The sequence below is a fragment of the Nostoc sp. genome (genome assembly GCF_036917975.1).
Taxonomy (GTDB): Bacteria; Cyanobacteriota; Cyanobacteriia; order Cyanobacteriales; family Nostocaceae; genus Nostoc.
The window spans coordinates 1-21,882 of sequence record NZ_JBALEJ010000070.1 but is presented as its reverse complement, the minus strand read 5'-3'; the positions used below and the strand labels follow the sequence as shown (position 1 = coordinate 21,882).

At 41.7% G+C, this 21,882-nt stretch carries 21 protein-coding genes and 1 pseudogene; 8 read left to right on the top strand and 14 right to left on the bottom strand.

The window, feature by feature from the left end; translation table 11 throughout:
- The 3 genes from V7K76_RS25515 to V7K76_RS25505 all read left to right on the top strand — a co-directional run.
- Positions 1–1,478 (top strand): hypothetical protein (locus V7K76_RS25515; protein ID WP_335030183.1); only part of this gene is annotated, 1,478 nt, incomplete at its 5' end.
- A 310-nt stretch (positions 1,479–1,788) separates the two neighbouring features.
- Positions 1,789–2,088: a hypothetical protein gene (locus V7K76_RS25510; protein ID WP_335030182.1), complete on the top strand. Its 300-nt coding sequence runs from the start codon at positions 1,789–1,791 to the stop codon at positions 2,086–2,088.
- 1 nt (position 2,089) lies between these two features.
- The gene (locus V7K76_RS25505; RefSeq protein WP_335030181.1) at positions 2,090–2,395 is read left to right on the top strand and encodes a hypothetical protein; all 306 of its coding nucleotides are present in this window, start codon (positions 2,090–2,092) and stop codon (positions 2,393–2,395) included.
- 96 nt (positions 2,396–2,491) lie between these two features.
- Here the strand turns inward: V7K76_RS25505 and V7K76_RS25500 are convergent, their stop codons facing one another.
- The 5 genes and pseudogenes from V7K76_RS25500 to V7K76_RS25480 form a co-directional block, all read right to left on the bottom strand.
- Complete coding sequence (locus tag V7K76_RS25500; RefSeq protein ID WP_335030180.1) at positions 2,492–2,875, bottom strand: toxin-antitoxin system TumE family protein; 384 nt, start codon at positions 2,873–2,875, stop codon at positions 2,492–2,494.
- On the bottom strand, positions 2,865–3,155 hold the full coding sequence (locus V7K76_RS25495; RefSeq protein WP_335030179.1) for a hypothetical protein: 291 nt from the start codon (positions 3,153–3,155) through the stop codon (positions 2,865–2,867). Before V7K76_RS25495 ends, V7K76_RS25500 begins: the two co-directional genes overlap by 11 nt.
- A gap of 234 nt (positions 3,156–3,389) precedes the next feature.
- Positions 3,390–3,638, bottom strand: a pseudogene (locus V7K76_RS25490) (AIPR family protein); the annotation flags it as partial.
- 11 nt (positions 3,639–3,649) lie between these two features.
- Complete coding sequence (locus tag V7K76_RS25485) at positions 3,650–4,231, bottom strand: SDR family NAD(P)-dependent oxidoreductase (protein WP_335030177.1); 582 nt, start codon at positions 4,229–4,231, stop codon at positions 3,650–3,652.
- 102 nt (positions 4,232–4,333) lie between these two features.
- Complete coding sequence (locus tag V7K76_RS25480; protein WP_334954138.1) at positions 4,334–4,516, bottom strand: hypothetical protein; 183 nt, start codon at positions 4,514–4,516, stop codon at positions 4,334–4,336.
- An 89-nt stretch (positions 4,517–4,605) separates the two neighbouring features.
- Between V7K76_RS25480 and V7K76_RS25475 the strand changes: the two genes are divergently transcribed.
- Positions 4,606–5,364, top strand: a complete 759-nt coding sequence (locus V7K76_RS25475) for a 3-oxoacyl-[acyl-carrier-protein] synthase III C-terminal domain-containing protein (protein ID WP_334954137.1) — start codon at positions 4,606–4,608, stop codon at positions 5,362–5,364.
- Between the two features lie 83 nt (positions 5,365–5,447).
- Here V7K76_RS25475 and V7K76_RS25470 read toward each other — a convergent pair whose 3' ends face one another.
- From V7K76_RS25470 to V7K76_RS25445, 6 genes are all read right to left on the bottom strand, one after another.
- Positions 5,448–6,404 (bottom strand): putative 2-dehydropantoate 2-reductase, encoded by a 957-nt coding sequence (locus tag V7K76_RS25470; RefSeq protein ID WP_335030176.1) that lies wholly within the window; start codon positions 6,402–6,404, stop codon positions 5,448–5,450.
- A gap of 420 nt (positions 6,405–6,824) precedes the next feature.
- Positions 6,825–7,775 carry an RpoD/SigA family RNA polymerase sigma factor gene (locus tag V7K76_RS25465; RefSeq protein WP_335030175.1) on the bottom strand — a complete coding sequence of 317 codons (951 nt, stop codon included), beginning with the start codon at positions 7,773–7,775 and terminating at the stop codon, positions 6,825–6,827.
- 181 nt (positions 7,776–7,956) lie between these two features.
- On the bottom strand, positions 7,957–8,640 hold the full coding sequence (locus tag V7K76_RS25460) for a transposase (protein WP_335030174.1): 684 nt from the start codon (positions 8,638–8,640) through the stop codon (positions 7,957–7,959).
- 22 nt (positions 8,641–8,662) lie between these two features.
- Positions 8,663–9,160, bottom strand: coding sequence for a helix-turn-helix domain-containing protein (locus V7K76_RS25455; protein WP_335030173.1), 498 nt, complete (start codon positions 9,158–9,160; stop codon positions 8,663–8,665).
- Positions 9,161–9,637: 477 nt separating this feature from the next.
- Positions 9,638–10,897, bottom strand: a complete 1,260-nt coding sequence (locus V7K76_RS25450; RefSeq protein ID WP_335030172.1) for an AIPR family protein — start codon at positions 10,895–10,897, stop codon at positions 9,638–9,640.
- A 187-nt stretch (positions 10,898–11,084) separates the two neighbouring features.
- The gene (locus V7K76_RS25445; protein ID WP_335030171.1) at positions 11,085–11,321 is read right to left on the bottom strand and encodes a zinc ribbon domain-containing protein; all 237 of its coding nucleotides are present in this window, start codon (positions 11,319–11,321) and stop codon (positions 11,085–11,087) included.
- 23 nt (positions 11,322–11,344) lie between these two features.
- On the opposite strand from V7K76_RS25445, the gene V7K76_RS25440 reads away from it, so the two are divergent.
- Together V7K76_RS25440 and V7K76_RS25435 are read left to right on the top strand one after the other, a co-directional pair.
- Positions 11,345–11,932, top strand: a complete 588-nt coding sequence (locus V7K76_RS25440) for a Uma2 family endonuclease (protein WP_335030170.1) — start codon at positions 11,345–11,347, stop codon at positions 11,930–11,932.
- Positions 11,925–12,110, top strand: coding sequence for a hypothetical protein (locus V7K76_RS25435; protein WP_335030168.1), 186 nt, complete (start codon positions 11,925–11,927; stop codon positions 12,108–12,110). Before V7K76_RS25440 ends, V7K76_RS25435 begins: the two co-directional genes overlap by 8 nt.
- A gap of 122 nt (positions 12,111–12,232) precedes the next feature.
- Here V7K76_RS25435 and V7K76_RS25430 read toward each other — a convergent pair whose 3' ends face one another.
- The 3 genes from V7K76_RS25430 to V7K76_RS25420 all read right to left on the bottom strand — a co-directional run bounded on the left by V7K76_RS25430 (position 12,233) and on the right by V7K76_RS25420 (position 16,510).
- The gene (locus tag V7K76_RS25430; protein WP_190947028.1) at positions 12,233–12,484 is read right to left on the bottom strand and encodes a hypothetical protein; all 252 of its coding nucleotides are present in this window, start codon (positions 12,482–12,484) and stop codon (positions 12,233–12,235) included.
- 499 nt (positions 12,485–12,983) lie between these two features.
- On the bottom strand, positions 12,984–15,233 hold the full coding sequence (gene recD2 / locus V7K76_RS25425) for an SF1B family DNA helicase RecD2 (protein WP_335030165.1): 2,250 nt from the start codon (positions 15,231–15,233) through the stop codon (positions 12,984–12,986).
- Positions 15,234–15,559: 326 nt separating this feature from the next.
- A complete protein-coding gene (locus tag V7K76_RS25420) occupies positions 15,560–16,510 on the bottom strand; it encodes an RpoD/SigA family RNA polymerase sigma factor (RefSeq protein WP_335030164.1) in 951 nt (316 codons plus the stop codon).
- A gap of 370 nt (positions 16,511–16,880) precedes the next feature.
- On the opposite strand from V7K76_RS25420, the gene V7K76_RS25415 reads away from it, so the two are divergent.
- Both V7K76_RS25415 and V7K76_RS25410 read left to right on the top strand, forming a co-directional pair.
- Positions 16,881–17,327, top strand: coding sequence for a hypothetical protein (locus V7K76_RS25415; RefSeq protein WP_335030163.1), 447 nt, complete (start codon positions 16,881–16,883; stop codon positions 17,325–17,327).
- Positions 17,328–17,472: 145 nt separating this feature from the next.
- Positions 17,473–21,768 carry a strawberry notch-like NTP hydrolase domain-containing protein gene (locus tag V7K76_RS25410; protein WP_335030162.1) on the top strand — a complete coding sequence of 1,432 codons (4,296 nt, stop codon included), beginning with the start codon at positions 17,473–17,475 and terminating at the stop codon, positions 21,766–21,768.
- Positions 21,769–21,882 lie beyond the last annotated feature (114 nt).

Below are 21,882 nucleotides of genomic sequence, written 5' to 3'. Positions count from 1 at the left end.
GTTCTTTAGGAGCGAGTGCAGTATTATGCCTGTCTGCTCCTTTTTTCTTAAATACTGACCGAATAACAACCGGGATGCTACTTGGTGCGGGAACACTGAGTGCTGGCTTATTTGGAGTATCTGCCCAAATTAGTGAAGGCAAACAGAAAGTATACCGCTCTTTAGAAGAAGCTGACCTGAAATCACTCAAACAGCATTTGCAAGGTGAAGCTGTTTATGATTATGTCACTACTGCGATCGCTGCCAAACGCAGAGTTGCTGATTATGTGAATCGGCTACCAGTGCAAGAGCGCCCCCGGTGGATTGCTGAATATGAGTTGCAAGGTTTGGTTACACTTCCAGAACCACCAGCACAACAATCACCTTCACCGACTGGTATTCCCAATCCCGATATTGCTGACATCGATGAAGAGTCGGTGCAGTCGGTGATTAATCCGGGTGCAATGAAAATTCTGCAAGCGATCGCAGCTAATTATCCTGAGTACATCAGAATTGATGGTGCTTGGATTGATGAACTGTGTGATGCTGCATCTAATCAAAATATGACTCTTCGCAGTAATCACCATTTTTACCTTTCTGGTGGCACACAATCTGGAAAGTCCACGCTGGCAGGCGTGATTATCAACAAAATTGCTGTCAAGTCTCAAACACCAGCAATTGTCATCGGCAGCGATCCAAAAGATGATGTCACCAGATGGCTGTGCAAGTTTAGCCGTAAGTTTGACGGCATGAAAGAACTAAAAAACTGGATTACCTTTGCCACAGACCAAATTGACAAGCAGAAAGCCAGAGTATCAATTGTTGGTGGTGAATGTCAGGGCGTTCCCGAATTATTTCTTGCTCAGGATGAAGTAGATAGTGTTTATGGTGGAGGCAAGGGACTTCCGGGAATGGTTGATGCTGATACCGCCAAAGATTTGCAAGGTTTTTGGAACTATATCATCAAATTCACTGCTGGGTTAAAGGGTCATGGTCTATTTATGGGACAGTCCCCGCTCTCTGGGGAAACCGGATTTAGCCGCCCATCTCTGAAAAACGTTTGCTTTATTGCTGTAGGGCAGACATCGAGTTATATCCTTGACCATCCACAAGACTTTGTAAACGTTAAAAAGGAGATTTTGGAAGTCTTGCGGCAGGCTTGCGAAATGTTAGATAAAGCCGGAGTTCGATATGCCCTAGTAATTCCCACTCGGTCTAATCCTTTTGTTGCTCTAATCCCGGAATTTGATATCAAGGGTCTGGAACAAAAACAGGATTCCAAACCGAATGGTGACACTGTTAGTAGTTCTAAAAATAATCAGCAATCCTCACAGCAACAGGTTGACTGGTATGAAGATATTAGAAAATGGGCAAACGAATTAGGGAGAAGACCACATTTTCAGGAAATTAAACAGAAGTGGCAGGAATTAACGGGGCAAGAGTTAAACGAAAAAGGGGTGACTCTATTACTAGAAAATCTCGGCTACCCAGACAACTAAATTGGAATGCTCGCTATGGTAATCCCAAAGAGTATAGGAAACAAGTAGCAATCGCTCACCGAAAAACTCACAATTATTGTGTCGTTTGCCTGACTAAGAAAAGTGAAGAAATCCATCACGCTTACTACGGCAACGACATCATTGGTCAATCTACATTTCCTACGTGCTACCGTTGTCATAATGAGATTTGTCATAGTCCAATCAACTGGATAAAAAGCCGTAGTAATCCTGTTTGGGGCAATCGTAATACTGAAGAATTTATTACAAGATTGAGGCTGGGATATCAATTACTTTATGGAGGTGTTATTTGGTGATTAAGCTATTAATAAAGTATGCGCCTGATTCCGTTGTGGATGCTGTGAATGATATTTCTTTAGCAGAACTGGACAAGCGAGGTTTAATAGTGTGGGCTGAGGCAACTCCGCTAGAGCCACAAGCTGAAAACTCAGCATTTAATTTGGCTTCTCGTTTCACGGAAGTAACGCCTGATAATATATTAGAAATCTTCAAAACTATTGCTCAAATATACACTAGTTATGGCGACTGTTTAGCTCTCAAATACTTGATGGAACTTTCCGCAGAATACTTTGGTTTAATTGGAGTTGAATAAAATGTATAACGAATACGACGATTTGAGTTTTGAAGAACAATTACACCTGACTGAATCCCTTATCAGAGAGCGACACAATCAGCAGATGTTCTTGCGCCGAAATGCCCAACTGTTGCAACAGGAGTTAAGTTTTGAGGCTGAATTGTTAGAAGAGAATCCAGAGTTAGCTCAGACGATTTATTCTCTTAATATGCAGGAGATTCAGAGTAATCAACGAGGGCTACAGAATGTTTTAGGCTCAGAAGAATCAGCGTCAAAGGAGCAAAGTGTTTGGAGTAAGTTTTTTCCGGGATTGGGTAGGAGATAAATATAGCTAAAGATGGAAAAGGGAAAAGGGAAGTCGATGTCAAGCGATCGCTGAAGACATTGTGGACATTGGCAACGTCTGCCATAGACATCACACTTATCCTAATATTTTTTCAATTTCTTTTAGGATCTCAGCTAAAAAAGGAGCATCTGATTTAACGATATTATCCTCACTCCCATCATGTTTATGATGAGGGAAAGTAGTCAGATTTAATTTTCGGTGATGTTCAGTATTGTCATAGCGAAAAATTAGATTATTCTCTGAATTCATATATTGATAACTATACATTTTTCTATCTAGGGATATTTCAACATAAACAAATTCCCTTAAATGCAGCAAGGAGTTATCTTTAAATTCGAGCTGGGCTCTGATAAAACCTTCATATATTCCTCTTTTTTCAGTTTCTAAATTAAATATTTTAACTATTTCTGAGGATTCGATTAAAATCCGAATTTGCTGAAAATAATCTTCAATCAACAAAATCAATCTCCTCTATCGACTCTTTTGTTTTTTGTAAATGTGCCAACATTCGAGCTTCTCCAATCCACTCATCAAAGTCAAAACTATGAGATAATTCATCATTATTAAACTGAGTGATAAATTCCTCAGTTGATAATTTATATTTGGTTTCAAATTCCTGAATCCGTTCTTCTGTTCTTTTGATTCCTGCTGTCACACTCTGTAATCTTTCTGACAAAGCACTTTGAATAATGCGTCTGAGGGAATCTGGATCTTTTGACCGGAGTTTGAGTTCAGCCATTATTTTTCCTCTCTTGCTACTCTTGAATGAGCAGTTGTTATTGTATATGAAAATGGAAAAGAATCTGTGAGCAATAGCACTTTTTCGATTTCACAAGTTAGTCCATCACTTAAAACAGTTATCAGTTATCAGTTATCAGTTAAAACCCAAGGACTTTACGAATTGACTGATAACTGTTTACTGTTAAAAGCCATCGCCCATCTAAAATGGATCTTTTATAGTAAACTTATACTATTATTTCTTATCTGCTTGCAAACGCCCTTTTCTACCTTGTGTCAGCTTCGATTCTTCTTCTGACTTGCTAGAGTTAACCATTTTTACCAAGTGCTGATTTAGATAACTTTGCGCCGAAATGTACAAACTTTCCCAAATCTCTTGATTGCGGCTGATTTTAGTTCCTACTGTATTTCCTGCTGTTTTCTCCGACACCAAATATTTGCGGAAGTAGTTATTCCACAAGTGTTGCAGGAAATCTTCGGCGATAAAGTGAATATTCACGAGCCTGTCAAAGTCCTCTTCCGTAACTTGTGCAATGGGGATGGTCGCTCCCACCCCAGCGTTATTAATGATTTATGTCGTTTACAACGTCTACAGCGTATATTAGGCAAAGGTTTGACGTTGTAGACAATTTCCACAAGATACCTACAAATAACCCCGGTAATAATTGCCGGGGTTATTTGTAGGTATCTTATCGTTGTATACGTTGTTGAGTTAATTCCTTTGTTCTTTCTACAGCGTTCTAAAAAATCATAAATCTTGAACGTTGTTGTTGTTGTTGTTATTTTAAATTTAATAAGACATAAAATTAGGATATCTAGTTTTTCTGTTCCAAATTTCTTATTTAGGACAGCTTGTAATTTGTCAACAAACCCGTCAAACCCTTTAATATCTCCGACATCAAATTGTAAAGTAGTGGCTTTTTGCCCTAATTGCTTAACTTGGTCTACTACCCCATTGGCTTCTTCTAGCTTCGTTTGGTAGGTAATTATAATATCACAGCCCGTTTGAGCCAAGCGTAAAGCCATATCTTTGCCAAGTCCACGACTAGCACCAGTAATTAAAGCAACTCGATTCATAGGTGAATAGGTAAGTAAGAGAAGTTTGATAGCTTAGGAGATTTTGGTAAAATTAGTTCTTCAAATACCAGCCCTATGCTAGCTCAAGTAACCCGATATTGATTATTGAAGGGTTATTGCGATCGCACTTTTTAGGGTATGCTCTTTAGTCGCAAGGGCAGGGTATTTAATCCTGCTCTTGCGAAATGTTAGCCAAAAGCACTCAGCTATAGGAAAGAAGGTCGGTTGACCGCCTGTAAACGGCATCACCGTGCCAAAAAACCTTTTTTGGCATGGTGATGCCATATACTCGATTGCAGCAGAGGCTACAAGCAGATTTACAATCTGGCTAGTTAATGAGCTTGTTGTTCACTTAACTTATTAGAGTATTCTCCATGATCGAACAAACCGTTGGTATCACGTCTGTTGGTTATTACATTCCCAAAGGAATTTTAACCAGTAAGGAAATGGCCAAACTAGCCAATCTACCTGAGTTTGTTTTCACAGAAAAGATTGGTATCAAACATAAACCAATTGCAGGTCAAGACGAACATCCCAGTGATATGGGAATTAAAGCAGCATTATCAGCTATAAATAAGGCAAAAATTACAGCGAGTGAAATTGATTTGATTGCTTATGGTGCAGCAGCAGCGATATTGAAAAAAGGAGAACCAAGCAATCAAATCCTCTCTTATCACGCCATCACAAATGGAAAATTCGTGGATTGCCTCAAGGTATCGTCAGCAGGAACTAAGTTTCCTGTCAGTGGTACACAAATTAACGATGAACTGAATTATTTAAAAGTAAAAGACCCTCAACAACTAAAAACAATCTTATCAGATATATACTTAGAAAACTATGTTAAGGTGATTCACAAGTCCTTAGAGAAAAGTGGTTATTTGATAAAAGATGTGGATTTCTTATTAACAAATCAAGTGAAAAAGAGCTTATCTAAAGGCATTCTAGAATCTTTAAATTTAAAGGATGACCAGACATTCATTTCTTTACCTGAATATGGTCATTTAGGTGCTGTAGATACCATATTTGGCTTGGCGAAAACTTTAGATTCAAAGAAAATAAAGTCTGGGAATCTTGTGGTTTTAGCTAGTAGTGCTGCTGGTTTTTCATGGGCAGCGTTAACTGTAAAATATTAGAGATGCTAACCAATCATTTTGTTAGATAAAGATGCTGGTGTTAAGCGCCAGAATCCTACCAGTTGAGTAAATTTAAGAAGGAATTAAGTGTTTTCTCGATCTCCCACTCTTCTAATCTCATCCAAAAACTTTAGCTGTTGGTATATACAGCTAATCTGCGGTAAATTTACATCTGCTGCTTGCGCTTTCCGTAATGGGTTCCCAAAAATTGCTTCTACTTCCAAAGGCCGCCTTTCGTCGTAGTCAATTTTCATGCTGGTACGATAAGGCTTCATGTTCACGGTGTAATCTAGCATTGTCTCAATGAAGCTATCAGGAATGATGCGTCCGCAACTTTTTGATCCTGCTGCAACTTCATACATCAACTGTTCAACTAATTTGCGGGTATGAACATAGGACATTAATTCATCTGTTCTAGCGTTGAGAATTACAGACAATCCATTATAGGGAATATTCCACACCAATTTTTTCCATCGCCCTAGTAATAAATCTTCAGCTAATTCCATTGAGATACCAGCACTCTTCAAGTCATCTGCAATTTGCCGCATCTTATCTGTAATCCCAGTAGGATCATAGTCAGAAGCATATCCTCCTATGGTAATTTGTCCGTAATCAAGGTGGCGAATATGTCCTGCTCCGACTTTGTTGGAACAGAGAAAACACAACCCACCAATAATGCTGACATTGCCAACTATTTTAGCAACTTCTTCTTCCACCGCCAGTCCATTTTGCAATACCAACACTACCCCATTATCTCTGACGAGTGGTGGTAACATCTGCGGCAATAAATGGTTTTGTGTCGTCTTTAACGCTACCACCACCACATCGCATTGTGGCATTTTTTCTATATCATTGTAGGCGTTGACTTGAGTCAGGGTGAAATCACCATCTCTTGACTCAATAACCAAACCAGATTTGCTGACATATTCATAATCACTCTTCAGCAAAAAGTGGACATCTAAGCCTGCTTTTTGCAGTTTTGCACCATAAAAGCCACCTAATGCACCAGTTCCTAGAATGGCATAACTACGCTTGGACATTTTGCTAACAAAGAAATTTTTCTATAATGATCATAAGGCGAATACGTTGTATACATACAGTCAAAAACTGCTGGTGTGGCATAGTTGTAGTGGGGGTACGCTATCGGTGTCGCCCCCATAAAATTCTTAGAGTCAAAGCGCAAATGAGCGATCGCTTGTGACAAAACAGTACAATAGTACTATACAAAAATCCCAGAGTGCGTAGGCGTAGCCCGCCTTCGGCATGGTATTGCTGAATATAATTGGAAAGTTGATTACTTCAAGTTTTGTTAGCTTAATCTAACTTTTCACAGTATCTGAAAAAATCAAAAGGTGTGGGGTGTAGTAAGACTTTCTGTCTTTCCTTACACCCAAACCTGTAACCCTACCCCCAGCCTTTTTTCACTAATTAGTCCTTAAAATATCATCAATAAATATTTCTCAGGAAACTAAATACTGTTGAATTTCAGTTTTTTGACGACGTAAAACAGTGATTGCTTGCTGCTGAATTTGGCGAACTCGTTCTCTACTGACATTCAATTTCTCTCCAATCTGAGCTAAAGTTAGTTCTTGATCGTTCTCTAACCCAAAACGCAAAATTAATACTTCACGTTGCGTCGGTTTGAGTGATTCTAATAAACTATTAATATCTTGACGCAAAAGTTCTTTGGTAATATGTTCGTCTGGAGATATACCCTCATCTGGTAAAAGTTGACTAAGTTCTGTGTCTTGGTTATCTCCAACCTTTACATCTAGAGAAATTGGCTGCTTTGAACTGCTGAGAAAATCCCTAATCTGGCTTGGTTGTAAGTCTAAAGTTTCAGCAATTTCTACAACACTGGCTGGACGACCCAGTGTCTGAAATAATTCTCGCTGTACCTTCTTAATTTTGTTCAGTTGTTCGGTGATATGAATTGGCAAGCGTACAGTACGGGATTTCTCTGCGATTGCCCGTGTGATTGACTGCGTAATCCACCAGTATACGTAGGTGGAAAGCTTATAGCCGCGATTGGGGTCAAATTTTTCTACACCCCTTTGTAAACCTATTGCCCCTTCTTGCAGCAAATCTAAGAATTCCAGATTGCGCTTAGTATATTTTTTGGCAATCGAAACCACCAGACGCAAGTTTGCTGTCACCATTTTTTGTTTGGCTCGTTGCCCAAGCTTTTGTATTTGAGCTATTTCCGGTTCACTTTTGTCAACATCAACAGCTAATTCGACCATTGTTGGCTCACGATCTAGTTGTTGGGTGAGTACATTTTTTCTTTGCTCAATTGCCATGATTTGCTGTACCTGCCTGCCATAAGCAATTTCTTGGTCTGCGGTTAGCATTGGGTAACGACCAATCTCTTGCAAATAGATACGAACCATGTCTGGACTCAGGCTGGACATACGACAAAACTTTTTTGATATTTAGACTAATCTAAAAGTATAAATCAAATCGCTGAATTAATTTTCCTGATTTAACAGCTAAAAAATATGGCTCTCCTAGACTTCGTTTGATAAATTAATACTAAAAAACACCTAAAACACCTGATATAGCTAGTACAGCACGGCGTAAATAAACCAAGTATTAGATAGCCAAGACTTTACCCTTGTATGTCCACTTAAAAGGTTTAGCCATTGTTTTATTAAAATAGTCGATAAATCCGAGAATTCGAGTTTTGAGGTCATCCTGGCTCTTGAAGCTAGCACGCTTAAGTAATTTACGAACCAAAATACTAAACCAAATCTCAATTTGGTTAAGCCAAGAAGAATGTTTAGGTGTATAATGGAAAACAATTCGATGTGTTGGGTTCTTCAAAAAAGCAGCACGAGATTTCATCGATTTAAGTATGCCACTTTTTCCCTTAATACCCAGGTCTATATTCAAACATTCTTTTTCCGCAACCAAGCGAACGAGCGACTCAGACTGGTGAGTATTAAGACAATCCATAATTAAATGCCATTTTTTGGCATTGGGGTCACTTTCAATTATTCGGCGAATATTGAGGAGATAATCGGCTTCGGTTCTAGAATCTCCACAATTAGGCTCGATAATCTTACCAGTGGCAACATCAAAATTGGCTATCAAAGTTTGTGTACCATGACGAATATACTCAAACTCCCGTCTTTCAACTTTACCTGGTCGCATCGGTAAGTCTTTTTCTAAACGTTCTGTAGCTTGAATACCCGTCATTTCATCAATCGATATTGTGCGCTCTCCATCTTGATAACGAGCGATCGCACTGATGTATAAGTCAGTAATATCTTCCACTTTTGTGTCAAATTCTTCATCTTCAGGGGGGGGTTAACCAGTAGCGGCTCTGGTGTGGTTTAAGTTCTGCCTCTTCTAATAATCTTCCAACATGGCGGACAGATATGCTTTCAATAATGCCTTGCTTTATAATTTCGTCCGCTAGCTCTCGGTTCGTCCAATGGCTTATTGGTCGTCCATAATCTTCGGGTTTTGAACATGCAAGGGCAAATAGTTCGATTACTTGCTCCATGCTAAATTTTACTGGTGCTCCAATACGTCCCGAGTCTTGTAATCTGTCGAAAATAGGCAACTTTTTATCGCTAGTTTCAAACCATCGGTTTCGCCATAAACGAGCCATGTCCAGACTTATATTTAATGTTCGGGCAATTTCGCCATGATTTTTCCCCTCTGATGCTAAGAGAATTATTTTTGCACGTAGTGCTATTTGTTGCTCTGTACTATGTCGGTTTAGCAACTGTTGCAGTTCTAAGCGATCGCAATCGCTTAAATTTAATTCTTTTGGAGCTAATCGTGCCACACCCTGACTCCTTACCTGTCAACAAAAAGTAGTTTTAATCTAATTACTTATTCTCCCACAAAAATAGTGGGTTTATTTACGCCGTGCTGTACTAGGTTTCGCTAAAATAGAATCAAAGATTTAATAAAAATATACTTTCTGATTCTTGAATCCCCTACTATATAAGGACTGAACCTGATATAAAGTATTAATTTTCTATAACTAGTCTAGGAAAGCCAAAAATATTAACCTGAGATTGCAATAGTTGAATTCAATTTAGAACGCAATCATCCATAACGGTATTCAGTGAGCGCTTATTATAGCTCCATCCCAAAGTTCTACCTATGAGTGGTCTTGTCATTAAACTTAAGTTGTTGAGAATTAATTAGTTGGCATTATTCAAGCTATTTTGAAAATTCCTGACTTAACTGGAAAAGTCAAGTAGGGTATGGGGGGTAAAAATCTTTCCCCTATACCCCATGCCCTGTTCGGTAAAAACTATTTAGCGACAGTAGTCGCGTTGAGTTCACCCCTTTTCCCTTTTGCCCTCTTGTTTGCACCTTCTGTCACTTTCGATTCTTCTTCTTGCTTACTAGAGTTAACCATTTTCACCAAGTGCTGATTTAGATAACTTTGCGCTGAGATATACAGACTTTCCCAAATCTCTTGATTGCGGCTGATTTTTGTTCCTACTGTATTTCCTGCTGTTTTCTCCGACACCAAGTATTTGCGGAAATTGTTATTCCACAAGTGTTGGAGGAAATCTTCAGCGAATTCGTTAAACGGCAGAATCCATTTATAGTCTTTATCGAGAAATACACGATAGGACGCAATTATCGGTAGTGCCAGGTCAGTTGGCGCACCAAACCCAAAAGAGTACTTACTGTCCGGCAACAATGTTGTTTTACGTATATCTATTGATGCTAAATCGTTCACACCCTTTCTTCTGGGGTTGCTGATATGTTCTTGGATTATTTCGTACAGTCTTTGCTCTATCCACAAAGCCTGAGTCAAGAGAGGCAGTAAGGCGGTTAATCTTTCCCTTTCTGTGTCTGTGATTTGAGAGGGGATACTTGTACCTGTTGGGTGTTTGGTTCGTTTATTGCCGTCGGGGTTGTATCTGTTTCTATCTAGGCAGTTTATCAACTTCAGCAAATGGTTCACATTGCATTGGGCATTTCTGGGAGCGCTGCTTTGGTTTTGGTAATAGGCTATTCTAAATTTTCTCTCTTCTTTCTGTTCTAAGGAAGCTAAATACTGCTTGATGAATTTGTAATCACCCCTAGCGTTGACTTTGGAGCGAGAATCTACTGGTGTTGTGGTGTTGGAGGCCAGGGCTATATCTAGGGCTGATTCTTCAGTCAGTCCGATGTGAATCGTAACTTTTACTCTGGCAAGGCTGAGGTCATATTTGTAATTTTTCGCTTGCTCAAAGGCTAAAACTGTATGACCCCCGTTGATAATACCGTCGCTACCGCCCTCGCTTGCTTCTAAGACTTCTAATTCGAGTGAGGTTTTGCTTGGTTTTACAATATTAGCTGATAGAACGATTCCACTGTGGCGAGAGAAGAATTTTGCAGGTTCGGTGGTCAGTGAGTCGAAGATTTGTCTGTAGGTCGCGCTTTTACGGTTTGGTTCCCTGATGTTCGGTTCTAGGGGCAGGTCTGTCGGGAACGAGTCTACATGGGCGGTGGCGATGATGCAGTTTGGGTTGGCTTGAAAATAGTTATCTATCTTGATGTTCCAAGTCTTGGGCATACAATGTGTGCAATGTCAGGGGAATTTCTATGTTAACCAAAACTAGGGTGCAAGGTCTTGGGTGTAATACCAAGATAAGATACCAAAAAACTGGACTGCCACCGATTGCCCTGCATGAAAAACTACGTTTTTTCGCAGCTACAGTTTGACATCCACCCCGCCGTAAATGGTCGGGGATTCCTAAGACTCACGACTTAGGTTTCTGTTTCTTTCCCTTTCGGCTACGCTCAAGGCAAGCCTTACGGGTATTTCGCAACTGCCCTTGAGCCTTAAGGCTGTCAGGTCTTATGTTCGCTCCACAGACTGAAACTGCGAGTCCCGCAGCCAAAATATTCTTACTTGCGTTAATATCTCTGTCGTGGTGTATCCCACAGTTGGGGCAATTCCACTCTCTTGAATACAGATGGTAAGCTAGAAAGTACATAACAGTTAAATCGATGATGTCCCATGAACGTTGTCACACCAAAACGATTTACTATTGACGAATATCATCGGCTGATTGAACTGGAATTTCTAAAGGAGAGCGATCGCATCGAGTTGATTCGCGGAGAACTAATTCAGATGGTAGCCAAGGGCACACCTCATACAGTCTGCGGTTCTATCTTATGCCGCCAATTGGATCGGTTGTTGGGCGATCACGCCGTGATTCGCGGACAAGATCCGATTACTTTGCCTTCGCAAAGTGAACCTGAACCAGATGTGGCGGTAGCACGTGGCAAAGACGAAGATTATCTCGCCCATCATCCCTATCCAGAAGATATTTTTTTAGTGATTGAGATTTCGGACTCAACCCTAGATTACGACCAAACAACAAAGTTAAAAATCTACGCAGAAGCCGCAATTTCTGATTATTGGATTGTCAACTTAAATGTTCGCCAACTTGAGCGTTATAGCCAACCCTATCAAAATGCTCAAGGTGAATTCAATTATCTCAGCAAACAGATATCTTTACCACATCAGTCAGTAGCGATTCCTGGATTTGAAGATGTTTTATTAGACTTGAATCGGGTATTTCCCAAGGTTATAAATGCCTAGAAATCCCTTTCAACAGCCGCCAATAGCAAAGCGTGCAAGGATAATAGATACGGTTTGGCTTGTTTTTGCAACCCGTGCAACAGCCAATCTACAGCCTCTTCACGGCTGTCCACTTGATGTCAACTGCCGTAACCTCACATATAGCTGCTGCTTCATTCCCTTTCGTGCGATGGCGTAACCGCTTTTTCCGTAGGCGTTCGTCGAACGCGAGTGCGTTCCACAGGAAAGGCGTTGCCTCTCGTTCACGAAGTGTCTCCGATAGGAGAAGAGAAGGTATCGCCCTTACCTCAAAACGAAAAATTACCCACCAATACCTTTGCCACTCTCATAGTTCATCGCTCTGGGTTTCCTCTTGCCTATAGGGACTACTTTCGATTGCTTGGGAGGTTGTGGCGGACGGCATTTCTCGCAATATAGAGGTCGGACACCAAAGGTTTCTCGTTGTGTCGGTTGTTCGCACTGCTTACACACAAAGTTAAAAACGCGAGTATGAATTTCCCGCTTGTGCGCTCTAACGGTGTACTCTCGGACTTCAATAGTTTTGCTGGGCATCGGTTCTGTAATCGCTATTCTATTTATAAGGATAATTTATAGGCATCAATATAATATTCATGCACCATTTGATTTAAACAGTGATAAAAACAAGTCGCAAGTCGCAAGTAAGATAAAAACTTCAATTGTGGGATACAAGCTCACTTCTGAAAAAAATTATTTCAATTGATGTAGTGCCAGACATAAAAGTGTCCTTGTTTCAAGCCCATGACTACAGGTTGCAACAACCTTTGCTATAATCATATTTTTCAAAAATTTCAGCGTCTGATTTTAGATTCAATCAGTACCTCTGGATAACGTGTTAACAATTCTCTGTGCCAAGAATTATTTTTAGATAATGGCAGATCCACTAAAGTCCTTCATTTGGTAGCTTTACTCATACAACTTATGTGTTAGTTGAGGCTTGTGAGTGTAAAATCTACAACTTGTTACAAGTATTATATGTCTTGCATCTGACAGTGTATTGTTATTTAAAATTTTTTGAATAAATAATCAATGATCAAATTGGCTGCAACAACCTCTGCCACAACCTTGTATATCTCTGCTGATCATTTGTAGTCCGCACAGCCAAAGATATTGCTTTTTTGTCACCGATGATGATCGCCAACTTTCTTGCACGGGTAAGCCCTGTATAAAATAGGTTGCGCGATAGCATCATATAATGCTGCATATATAATGGAAATATCACCACCGGATACTCTGAGCCTTGGCTTTTATGCACTGAGACAGCAAATGCCAGGGTAATTTCATTCAGGTCAGCATAATCGTAAACCACAGCCCGACCACCATAATTAACTGTAACTTCTTGCTCTACGGTGTCAATACTTAAAATATTCCCTAAATCACCGTTAAAAACTTCACGGTTATAGTCATTGGTTAGTTGGATAATGCGATCGCCAACTCGCAGTATCATGCCACCCCGATTAATCTCCACCAAATCTTTACTTGGCGGATTGATCAGCTGTTGCAGCACAGCGTTCAAGTTACGAGTTCCCACCAGTCCCCGCGACATGGGACAAAGTATTTGCACATCTGTTACCGGATTAAAGCCCAGTCGGGGAATCAAATCGGTGATCAGTTCACAGATTGCCTGTACTCCGTGTTCTGGCTGATTTCCTCCACCATGCCAAATACAATCAGACACGGGATTATCAGAAATTGGCTCAAACGCCGGATATTCTCCCTGGTTAATTTGGTGTGCAGCACTGATGATTGCGCTCTGTTGGGCTTGCCTAAATACTTGCGTTAGCCGAACCACTGGTACTTGAAGCGAATTTATTAGATCAGCTAATACTTTTCCTGGCCCAACTGAGGGAAGCTGGTCGATATCACCTACTAATAATAGTTGCGCTCCTTCTGCTACTGCTTTCACCAAAGAGTGTGCCAGGAATAGGTCAAGCATTGAAGCCTCATCAACAATAATTGCGGTGTGCGGCAAAGGGTTATCGCTACCGCATTTAAACCCCATTTTCTTGGGGTCAAACTCCAGTAGGCGATGTATGGTCTTTGCTTCAAGTTGGGTCATTTCGGATAGTCTTTGTGCTGCCCTCCCCGTTGGTGCAGCTAGAGCAATAGATTTACCCATTGCTTTCCACAAGCTGACTATTGTATGGGTGGTGAAAGTTTTCCCCACCCCAGGGCCACCAGTGAGAATCATGAATGGAGAATAAGCCGCTATCTCCACAGCTTGCTGCTGCTGTTGCGATAGTTGTATTTTGTGACTAGCAGTAAAACGTTCAATCCAGCCACGAACACGAGGCATATCCTGTGCAATCGGTTGGCGTAATCTTCGAGAGATTAACTGCGCTAAGTTCTGCTCAGTATGGAAAAATGTTGGTTTGTAGCACAATAGTAGTTTCTCGCCATAATCATCTCGAATCCTCTCCCTAACCAACTCCTCTCTAGCACCCATATCTTTGATGATATTGGTTATCGCATCTTCTGTCGGCTGATGCTCCTGAGTTGTCAGCAGTTTGATGACTTTTTCGATTAGCTCTGGCTGTGGTAAATAGCAGTGACCATCTTCTGCGGCTTCACTTAAAGCATGAGTTATTCCAGCGCAGTATCTAAATTCGCTATCAGGTGCAACTCCCAAGTTACGCGCAATCTTGTCAGCTGTAAGAAAACCTATTCCGTAGATATCGGTCGCTAACTGATATGGATTATGGGTAACTGTATCAATAGCTTTGTCCTGGTATTGCTTGTATATCTTCACAGCATAAGTTGTTGAAACGCCGTGGCTTTGCAAAAATACCATCACTTCTTTAATCGCTTTTTGAGTTGACCAAGCGTTTTTGATCAGAGTGATCCGCTTTTTGGCAATACCCTGGACTTCAATCAGTCGCTCAATTTGGTTTTCGATGATCTCGAGTGTTTCCAAACCGAAGTGAGCAACGATACGCTTGGCTGTGACTGGGCCAACTCCTTTGATTAGTCCACTACCCAAGTATTTCTCAATTCCGGTGAGTGTTGCTGGTTTGGTTTCTTTATAATTGGTGACTTGGAATTGTGGCCCAAACTGGGGATGCTCTCGCCAAAAGCCTGTTAGTTGAAGTGTCTGCCCTGGCTGAATGTTGGCAAAACTACCGACAATTGTGGTTAAATCTCTAAACCTGGGGCGTACCAAACGCGCTACTGTATACCCCGACTCCTCTGAATGGAAGGTCAAGCGTTCTATTACCCCGGTAATTATTTCATGCTGGGGAGTAACGTTAACTTGTTGCTGGATGGGAGTTTGGGAAGTGGACATTGCTTTGGGCAAAAATGTTTCGTGCTGTTGTTACGGCAAAATATTCAATATTAGTATTGATGAACTATTAATATAGTACATACACACTAAAATATAATATGCAATTGTCTGCTGGGACAAAGCATTTATATAAACTAGTGTCCTTTATACTAGTGTCTTTTATACCGAAATTACAGCATCAGCACTCAAAAGTGCAATCATCACCAGTTCATTGCGGGTACGCGATCGCTGAACCAGAGCAGCGCCAATCGGAGGCATCTTTTACAGCTGTGGCGATTTGTTTCCAATCTTTGGAGTAGCGAGTTTTGCTCATATAAAAGAAACACTTAATTAAGAAGATAGTCTTTGATCTTGTTTTGATGAGAGCGCAAAACAGAGAGAGCAAGATGTTCAGTTTTGCGAATTGTTTCTCGACTTAGGTTTAGACGTTTCGCAACTTGACTCAAAGTCAACTGCTGATTATCTGACAATCCAAAACGTAAAGTCAATATTTCTCGTTGCCTTGGCTTAAGCAATGCCAGCAACTTGCTCAAGTCTTGCTGTAGAGACTCAAAAGTTATTTGCTCATCTTGAGAAATGCCATCCATCGGCAAAATATCGGCTAGTTCAGTTTCACCCTCATCTCCCACTCGCATTTCGAGTGAGACTGGAGACTTAGAAACCTGAAGGTAATCTCTTATTTGGCTTGGCAATAGATTCAACGATTCGGCAATTTCTGCTACAACCGGAGGACGACCCAAAGATTGAGACAGTTGCTGCTGTACTCTCCTAATTTTGTTTAACTTTTCGTTGATATGGATTGGTAAACGAATAGTGCGAGACTTATCTGCTACAGCACGTGTTATTGACTGGGTAATCCACCAATAAGTATAGGTTGATAGTTTGTAGCCTTTGTTAGGGTCAAACTTTTCGATTCCTCGTTGCAGTCCCAGTGCCCCTTCTTGGAGCAAGTCGAGAAAATCTAAATTGTGGTTCTGGTACTTTTTGGCAACAGAAACCACCAGCCGCAGATTAGCTGTTACCATTTTCTGTTTAGCCTTTTGGCCTTGTTGAACGATTGACTCTACCTCAGCTTCGCTTTGCCCAAGCGAGGTGGCTAATTCTCTTGCCGTTGGTTGTCGATTTAATTGAAGTGCGAGGCTTGAGCGCTGTTCTTCAATCGCCATCATCTGCTGTACAAGCCTAGCATTTGTAATTTCTTGCTCAGGAGTTAGCAGAGGGTAGCGTCCGATTTCTTTGAGGTAGGAGCGAACTAAGTCGGTAGTTGGATTGGGCATACTTTCAATTAATTGTGACGACTACTTTTATTTTTCGTTTGAATAGAATCTTTTATTTCCAGAATTAGCTAACCAATCAAATCTTAATCATAGACTTCACCCAATGTTTATTTTTGGGAAATAAGTTTATAACTATAATACTTGAAATCTTCAAATAGGTAAATACTAAAAGCTGCTCTATTTTATCAATAAGCTTTAAAATAACGAAGAAATATAGCTGAGTCAAATTAGAGAGAAGCTACGCTAAATTTAGAGTGAAGTCCTCTCTTTAAGAGAGGATGTGTTCAAATACGCTTCACATTTGAACAAAGGTTAAGAACGCTTTGCGTAGACCAGTTGAAAATTACAAATACTTAGTTGAAGAATAATCATGGATATGCAATCTCTACTTACCCTGGCAATAGTAGCCATCTTTTGGGCATTTGTTACTCTCGTTATATTCCAGTTCATTAATGGACTATTTGTATCGGCTGCTTACGCTAGTAATGTGGTTCCAGTTAGCAATCTAAATATAGCTGCTTCTAAAATCCCATCAGTATCAGAAATAATCACACCACAAGCTCGGACTTTTGAAAAGTTGCCAGATCCTTGGACACTAGAGGATGAAGCTGTTCATCATACCAGTAACGAAGCAGTTATTCTCTCATTCCCTACATTGAGATTACTGCCTCCAGTTAAAGAAATTTCACCACAACCAAAACGTACTACTCGTTCAAGCAAAGCTAACAATGCTGCCAACAAGTCACCGAAAACTAAAAAGGCTGATGTAAAGTCTTCAGGCAAGCGCAAGCCAGGTAGACCGTGTAAAACTGCTTAATTCGCTTTTTAATTCTCGTTCGATCACCGAAGAATAAATATCTGAAGGTTTAAAAGTTTAAATGAGGCTATTACTAGCCTCATTTATTAATAAGAGAAAGGCTTCGCCATAGCAAGGGTAAAAAAATAATATTCTGAGTGATGCAATGGTACAGCAACTTTTCACCCAAGGTTCTTTATTCGATTTGCAAGCAGTAATCGATTATGGGCAGTCAGTTATTAATGTTGCCCAAGAGCTTGCAAAAGTTTTAACAGATAATCGCCCTCTCTCTACGAAAACTGTTTCTTCCCAGATGAATCGCTACTTTCTAGGCACTGCCGCGTCTGGTGCATGGCAATGGAAAGATGCTTACGAAGCTGTGGAAGTGGCGCAAATCTTATATCTGCGTCATCTGGGAATTAAGATTTTATCACAACAACCTCAAGTGGTTGTGCAACAATTAGAAGAATTAACAGCCCTCTGCCCGACGCATACTCGCCGTAGTGAAGAATCAGTACAGCTTCAGCAATTCTCCACCCCTCTGCCGCTTGCTTATCTGGTAGCCAAAGCAGGATTTATACAAGCTACTGATTTGATTCTGGAGCCAAGTGCCGGAACTGGTCTATTGGCACAAATGGCTAAATTGCACAGTGCAAGTCTGATGCTCAACGAGCTTGCACCCGATAGAAGTAAGATTCTGCGACGGCTATTCCCTGGCACTCCACTATTCTCTGTAAACGCGGAACAGATTAACGACTATCTGGCAGGGCAAACTCAGCCCTCAGTTGTTCTGATGAATCCACCGTTTTCGTCGTCCCCGAAAATCAGTAGTCGCAACCCTGATGCCACCCCTCGCCACATCAACTCAGCATTGCAAAGGCTAGCTGACGGCGGACGACTGGTAACAATTACTGCTAACTGGTTTTCTCCCAATAATCCCACTTGGCGCGAGACTTTCGTTAGGTGGCACTCAGAAGCACGAGTTCTACTGTCTGTAGGAGTTAGTGGCAAGGTGTACTCAAAACATGGGACAACTATCGACACTCGGATTACAGTGATCGACAAGGTTCCGGCTGACTCCAGCGAAATTCCTTGCATTACCGAAACTTTAAATCTGCCTGAAATACTGGCACTGATTCAGCAATTGCCTGGGCGTTCGTCTTTGACGTTGCCGCAGGCATCGCAATGGAATGCTGCAACTATTAAAGCTGCTGTCGTTGCAGCGAAGGTTGTTAAACTGCCAACGAAGCGTACAGCGATCGCTTTACCAGAACCCTCCGCAGAAATTCCAGATGTGGTTATTCTGGAATACGAAGTCGTCGAATGGTCTGCTACTGAAGGACTCAAAGATACTTTATACGAAATATATCGCCCACAACGAATCAGAATCAAGGACGCTTTACCTCACCCCTCGCTACTCTGTGAGAGTGCAGCCCTAGCGCTTGTCTCGCCACCACCACCAACTTATAAACCGCATCTTCCTAGCAACATTATCACACAAGGCAATTTGTCAGAGGCACAACTTGAAAGCGTTATTTACGCAGGTCAGGCGCACTGTGAATTTCTTTCTGGGTCTTATATTGTCGATGATTCATGGGATAATGTGACTGTAGCGGCTCAAGGCGAAGAAAATGCCGTAAAATTTCGTCGTGGCTGGTTCTTAGGCGATGGGACAGGCGCGGGGAAAGGAAGACAATGTGCAGGAATCATTCTCGACAACTGGTGTCAGGGACGAAGAAAAGCCATTTGGGTATCCAAAAGTTCTGCCTTAGTTGAAGATGCCCGTAGAGACTGGTGTGCGCTCGGAGGTAGTGAGAAAGATATTATCGACCTCTCAAATATCAAACTTGGCGACCCCATCCCTTTCACCCAAGGTATTCTCTTCTGCACGTACTCAACTCTACGCTCTCTTCATAACGGTAAAAGTCGGCTCAAGCAAATCGTTGAGTGGGCAGATAAGGACTTTGAGGGTGTCATTTCATTTGACGAATGCCACAGTATGGGAAATGCTATGGCGCAAGAGGGAACGCTGGGTATGGTTGCAGCTTCTCAGCAGGGTATTGTTGGGCTTCGACTGCAAAATGCACTTGCCAAAGCCAGGGTTATATACGTGTCCGCAACTGGCGCGACAAAGGTTTCTAATCTCTCCTACGCGAACAGGTTAGGATTGTGGCAGACTGGCGACTTCCCATTCACAAACCGTGAGGATTTTGTGGAGTCTATCTCTGTTGGTGGCATTGCGGCGATGGAGGTGGTGGCTAGGGACTTGAAGGCACTCGGTTTGTATTTGGCGCGATCGCTCTCTTTTGATGGTGTTGAATACGATACTCAAGAAATCGAGTTAACTAAAACTCAAGAAAGGATTTACAACAGCTACGCCGACGCTTTTCAAATTATCCACAATAACCTTTATAAAGCATTAGAAGCGTGTAACATTACTGGTGCGAAAACATATAACCGTGCTGCAAAGATGTCCGCCATGTCTCAGTTCGAGAGCCACAAACAAAGGTTCTTTAACCATCTTCTCACAGGAATGAAATGTCCCATGTTGATCAAAGCGATTGAACAGGATATTGCTCTGGGGCTAGCTGTTGTCATTCAAATCGTTTCAACTAACGAAGAGTTATTGAAACGACGACTTGATGAAGTTCCGGCTTCCGAATGGAAGGATCTCAATCTTGACTTGACCCCACGAGAATATGTGATGGACTACTTGATGAGTGCTTTCCCTGTTCATCTGCATTCCATTTATTCAGGTGCTGATGGAGAAGAAAGATCCGAGCCGGTCTTTGACGCTGATGGCTCTCCAGTTATTTCACAAGAAGCTGTAGCTTTGAGATATGCCTTAGTCGATAAGTTAGCATGTCTTGATCCAATCCCTGGTGCATTAGAACAATTACTGTGGCATTTTGGTCACAAGCAAGTGGCTGAAGTTACGGGTCGTAGCAAGCGAGTTTTGAAAGATGATTCAGGGCGTTTGTTCGTTGATTCACGGGGTAGTGGGGCGAATATTGCTGAGACTGCTGCGTTTATGCAAGGAGACAAACAAATCCTCATCTTCAGTGACGCTGGTGGCACAGGCAGAAGTTATCATGCTGATCTAAATGCTGTGAATCGGCGGCGGCGATCGCATTATTTGTTGGAAGCCGGCTGGAGAGCAGACAATGCAATCCAAGGTTTAGGGCGATCGCACCGCACAAACCAAGCATCTGCACCCGTGTTTAGACCTGTAACCACTAACGTAATAGGTGAACGCCGCTTTATCTCAACCATCGCTCGAAGGCTGGATAGCTTGGGCGCTCTTACTCGCGGTCAACGGCAGACGGGTGGCAATGGGATATTTGAGGCTAAAGATAATCTGGAGTCGAACTATGCAGAACACGCGCTGTATGAATTATTCAGACAAATATACCAAGGTCGATTTTATGAAGTTCCACTAGGGACTTTTGAGCAAATGACTGGACTCTCGCTCACTTCCCACGAAGGCGGCATGAAAATCGATCTCCCACCCCTGCGCCAATTCCTTAACCGACTGCTGGCTTTACGCATCGATATGCAAAACATCATTTTCGAGCGTTTTGAGTTGTTGCTAAGTCAGCAGATTGAGGCAGCGATCGCCGCAGGGGTCTATGAGATGGGTGTAGAGACACTCCGGGCTGAACGGTTTACTGTTGAGAGCCAGGAAGCTGTATATACTCATGCTCAAACTGGTAGCGTCACCAATTACTTGAAAGTGGAACGCACGCAGAAGAACAACATCAAAACAGCTATTGAGATGTTGGAGTTTGCCACTCAATATCAAGGAAGGCTCATGATCAACTCCAAGTCAGGCAATGCTGCTGTGTCAATTCCAACACATAGTATATACGACTCTGAAGGTGGAGTTGTCCCAAGAGTTTTGCTGATTCGCCCACAGAAAGAAACTCGCGTACCAGTTCAAGACTTGGAATCTTCCACATGGGGGCAAGTTTCTATTGATGCGTTTGCTGCTGCTTGGTCTATTGAAATAGACGCACTGCCCAAGTTCACTACCGATTACCTGCACTTAATGACAGGAATATTGCTACCGATTTGGAAGATACTACCACAGTCTAGCAATCGAGTATTCCGGTTGCAAACCAGCGATGGACAAAAGATACTCGGTCGGGTGGTGAATGCTCACGACATTCAAACCGTGCGCGAACAACTCGGACTCAGAAATCAAGTCCTTTCTCCAGAAGAACTTGTGAAGCTGGTACTAAACGAGAGATATACACAGCAACTACCAGGAGGAATTACGCTGCGGCGGTCTTTCGTTGCTAATGAAGCTCGCATAGAACTGGTTAATGCTATCTCACTGGCAGAGCGACTCTTAGCTGTGGGTTGCTTCACCGAGATCATCAACTGGCAAAAGCGGGTATTCATTCCGGTTTCAGACAAAGCGCCAGCTATTCTAGCGGCTGTGATTGAAATCTTGGGATAATTCCTAACTTCAAAGACCCAGATTAAATAAATGTCTGGGTCTTTTTACTCTCAAAACATTGCAGCGAGGTATAAAACGTCCTTGTTTCAATCTCACCCTTTTAAGGGTGGGTTC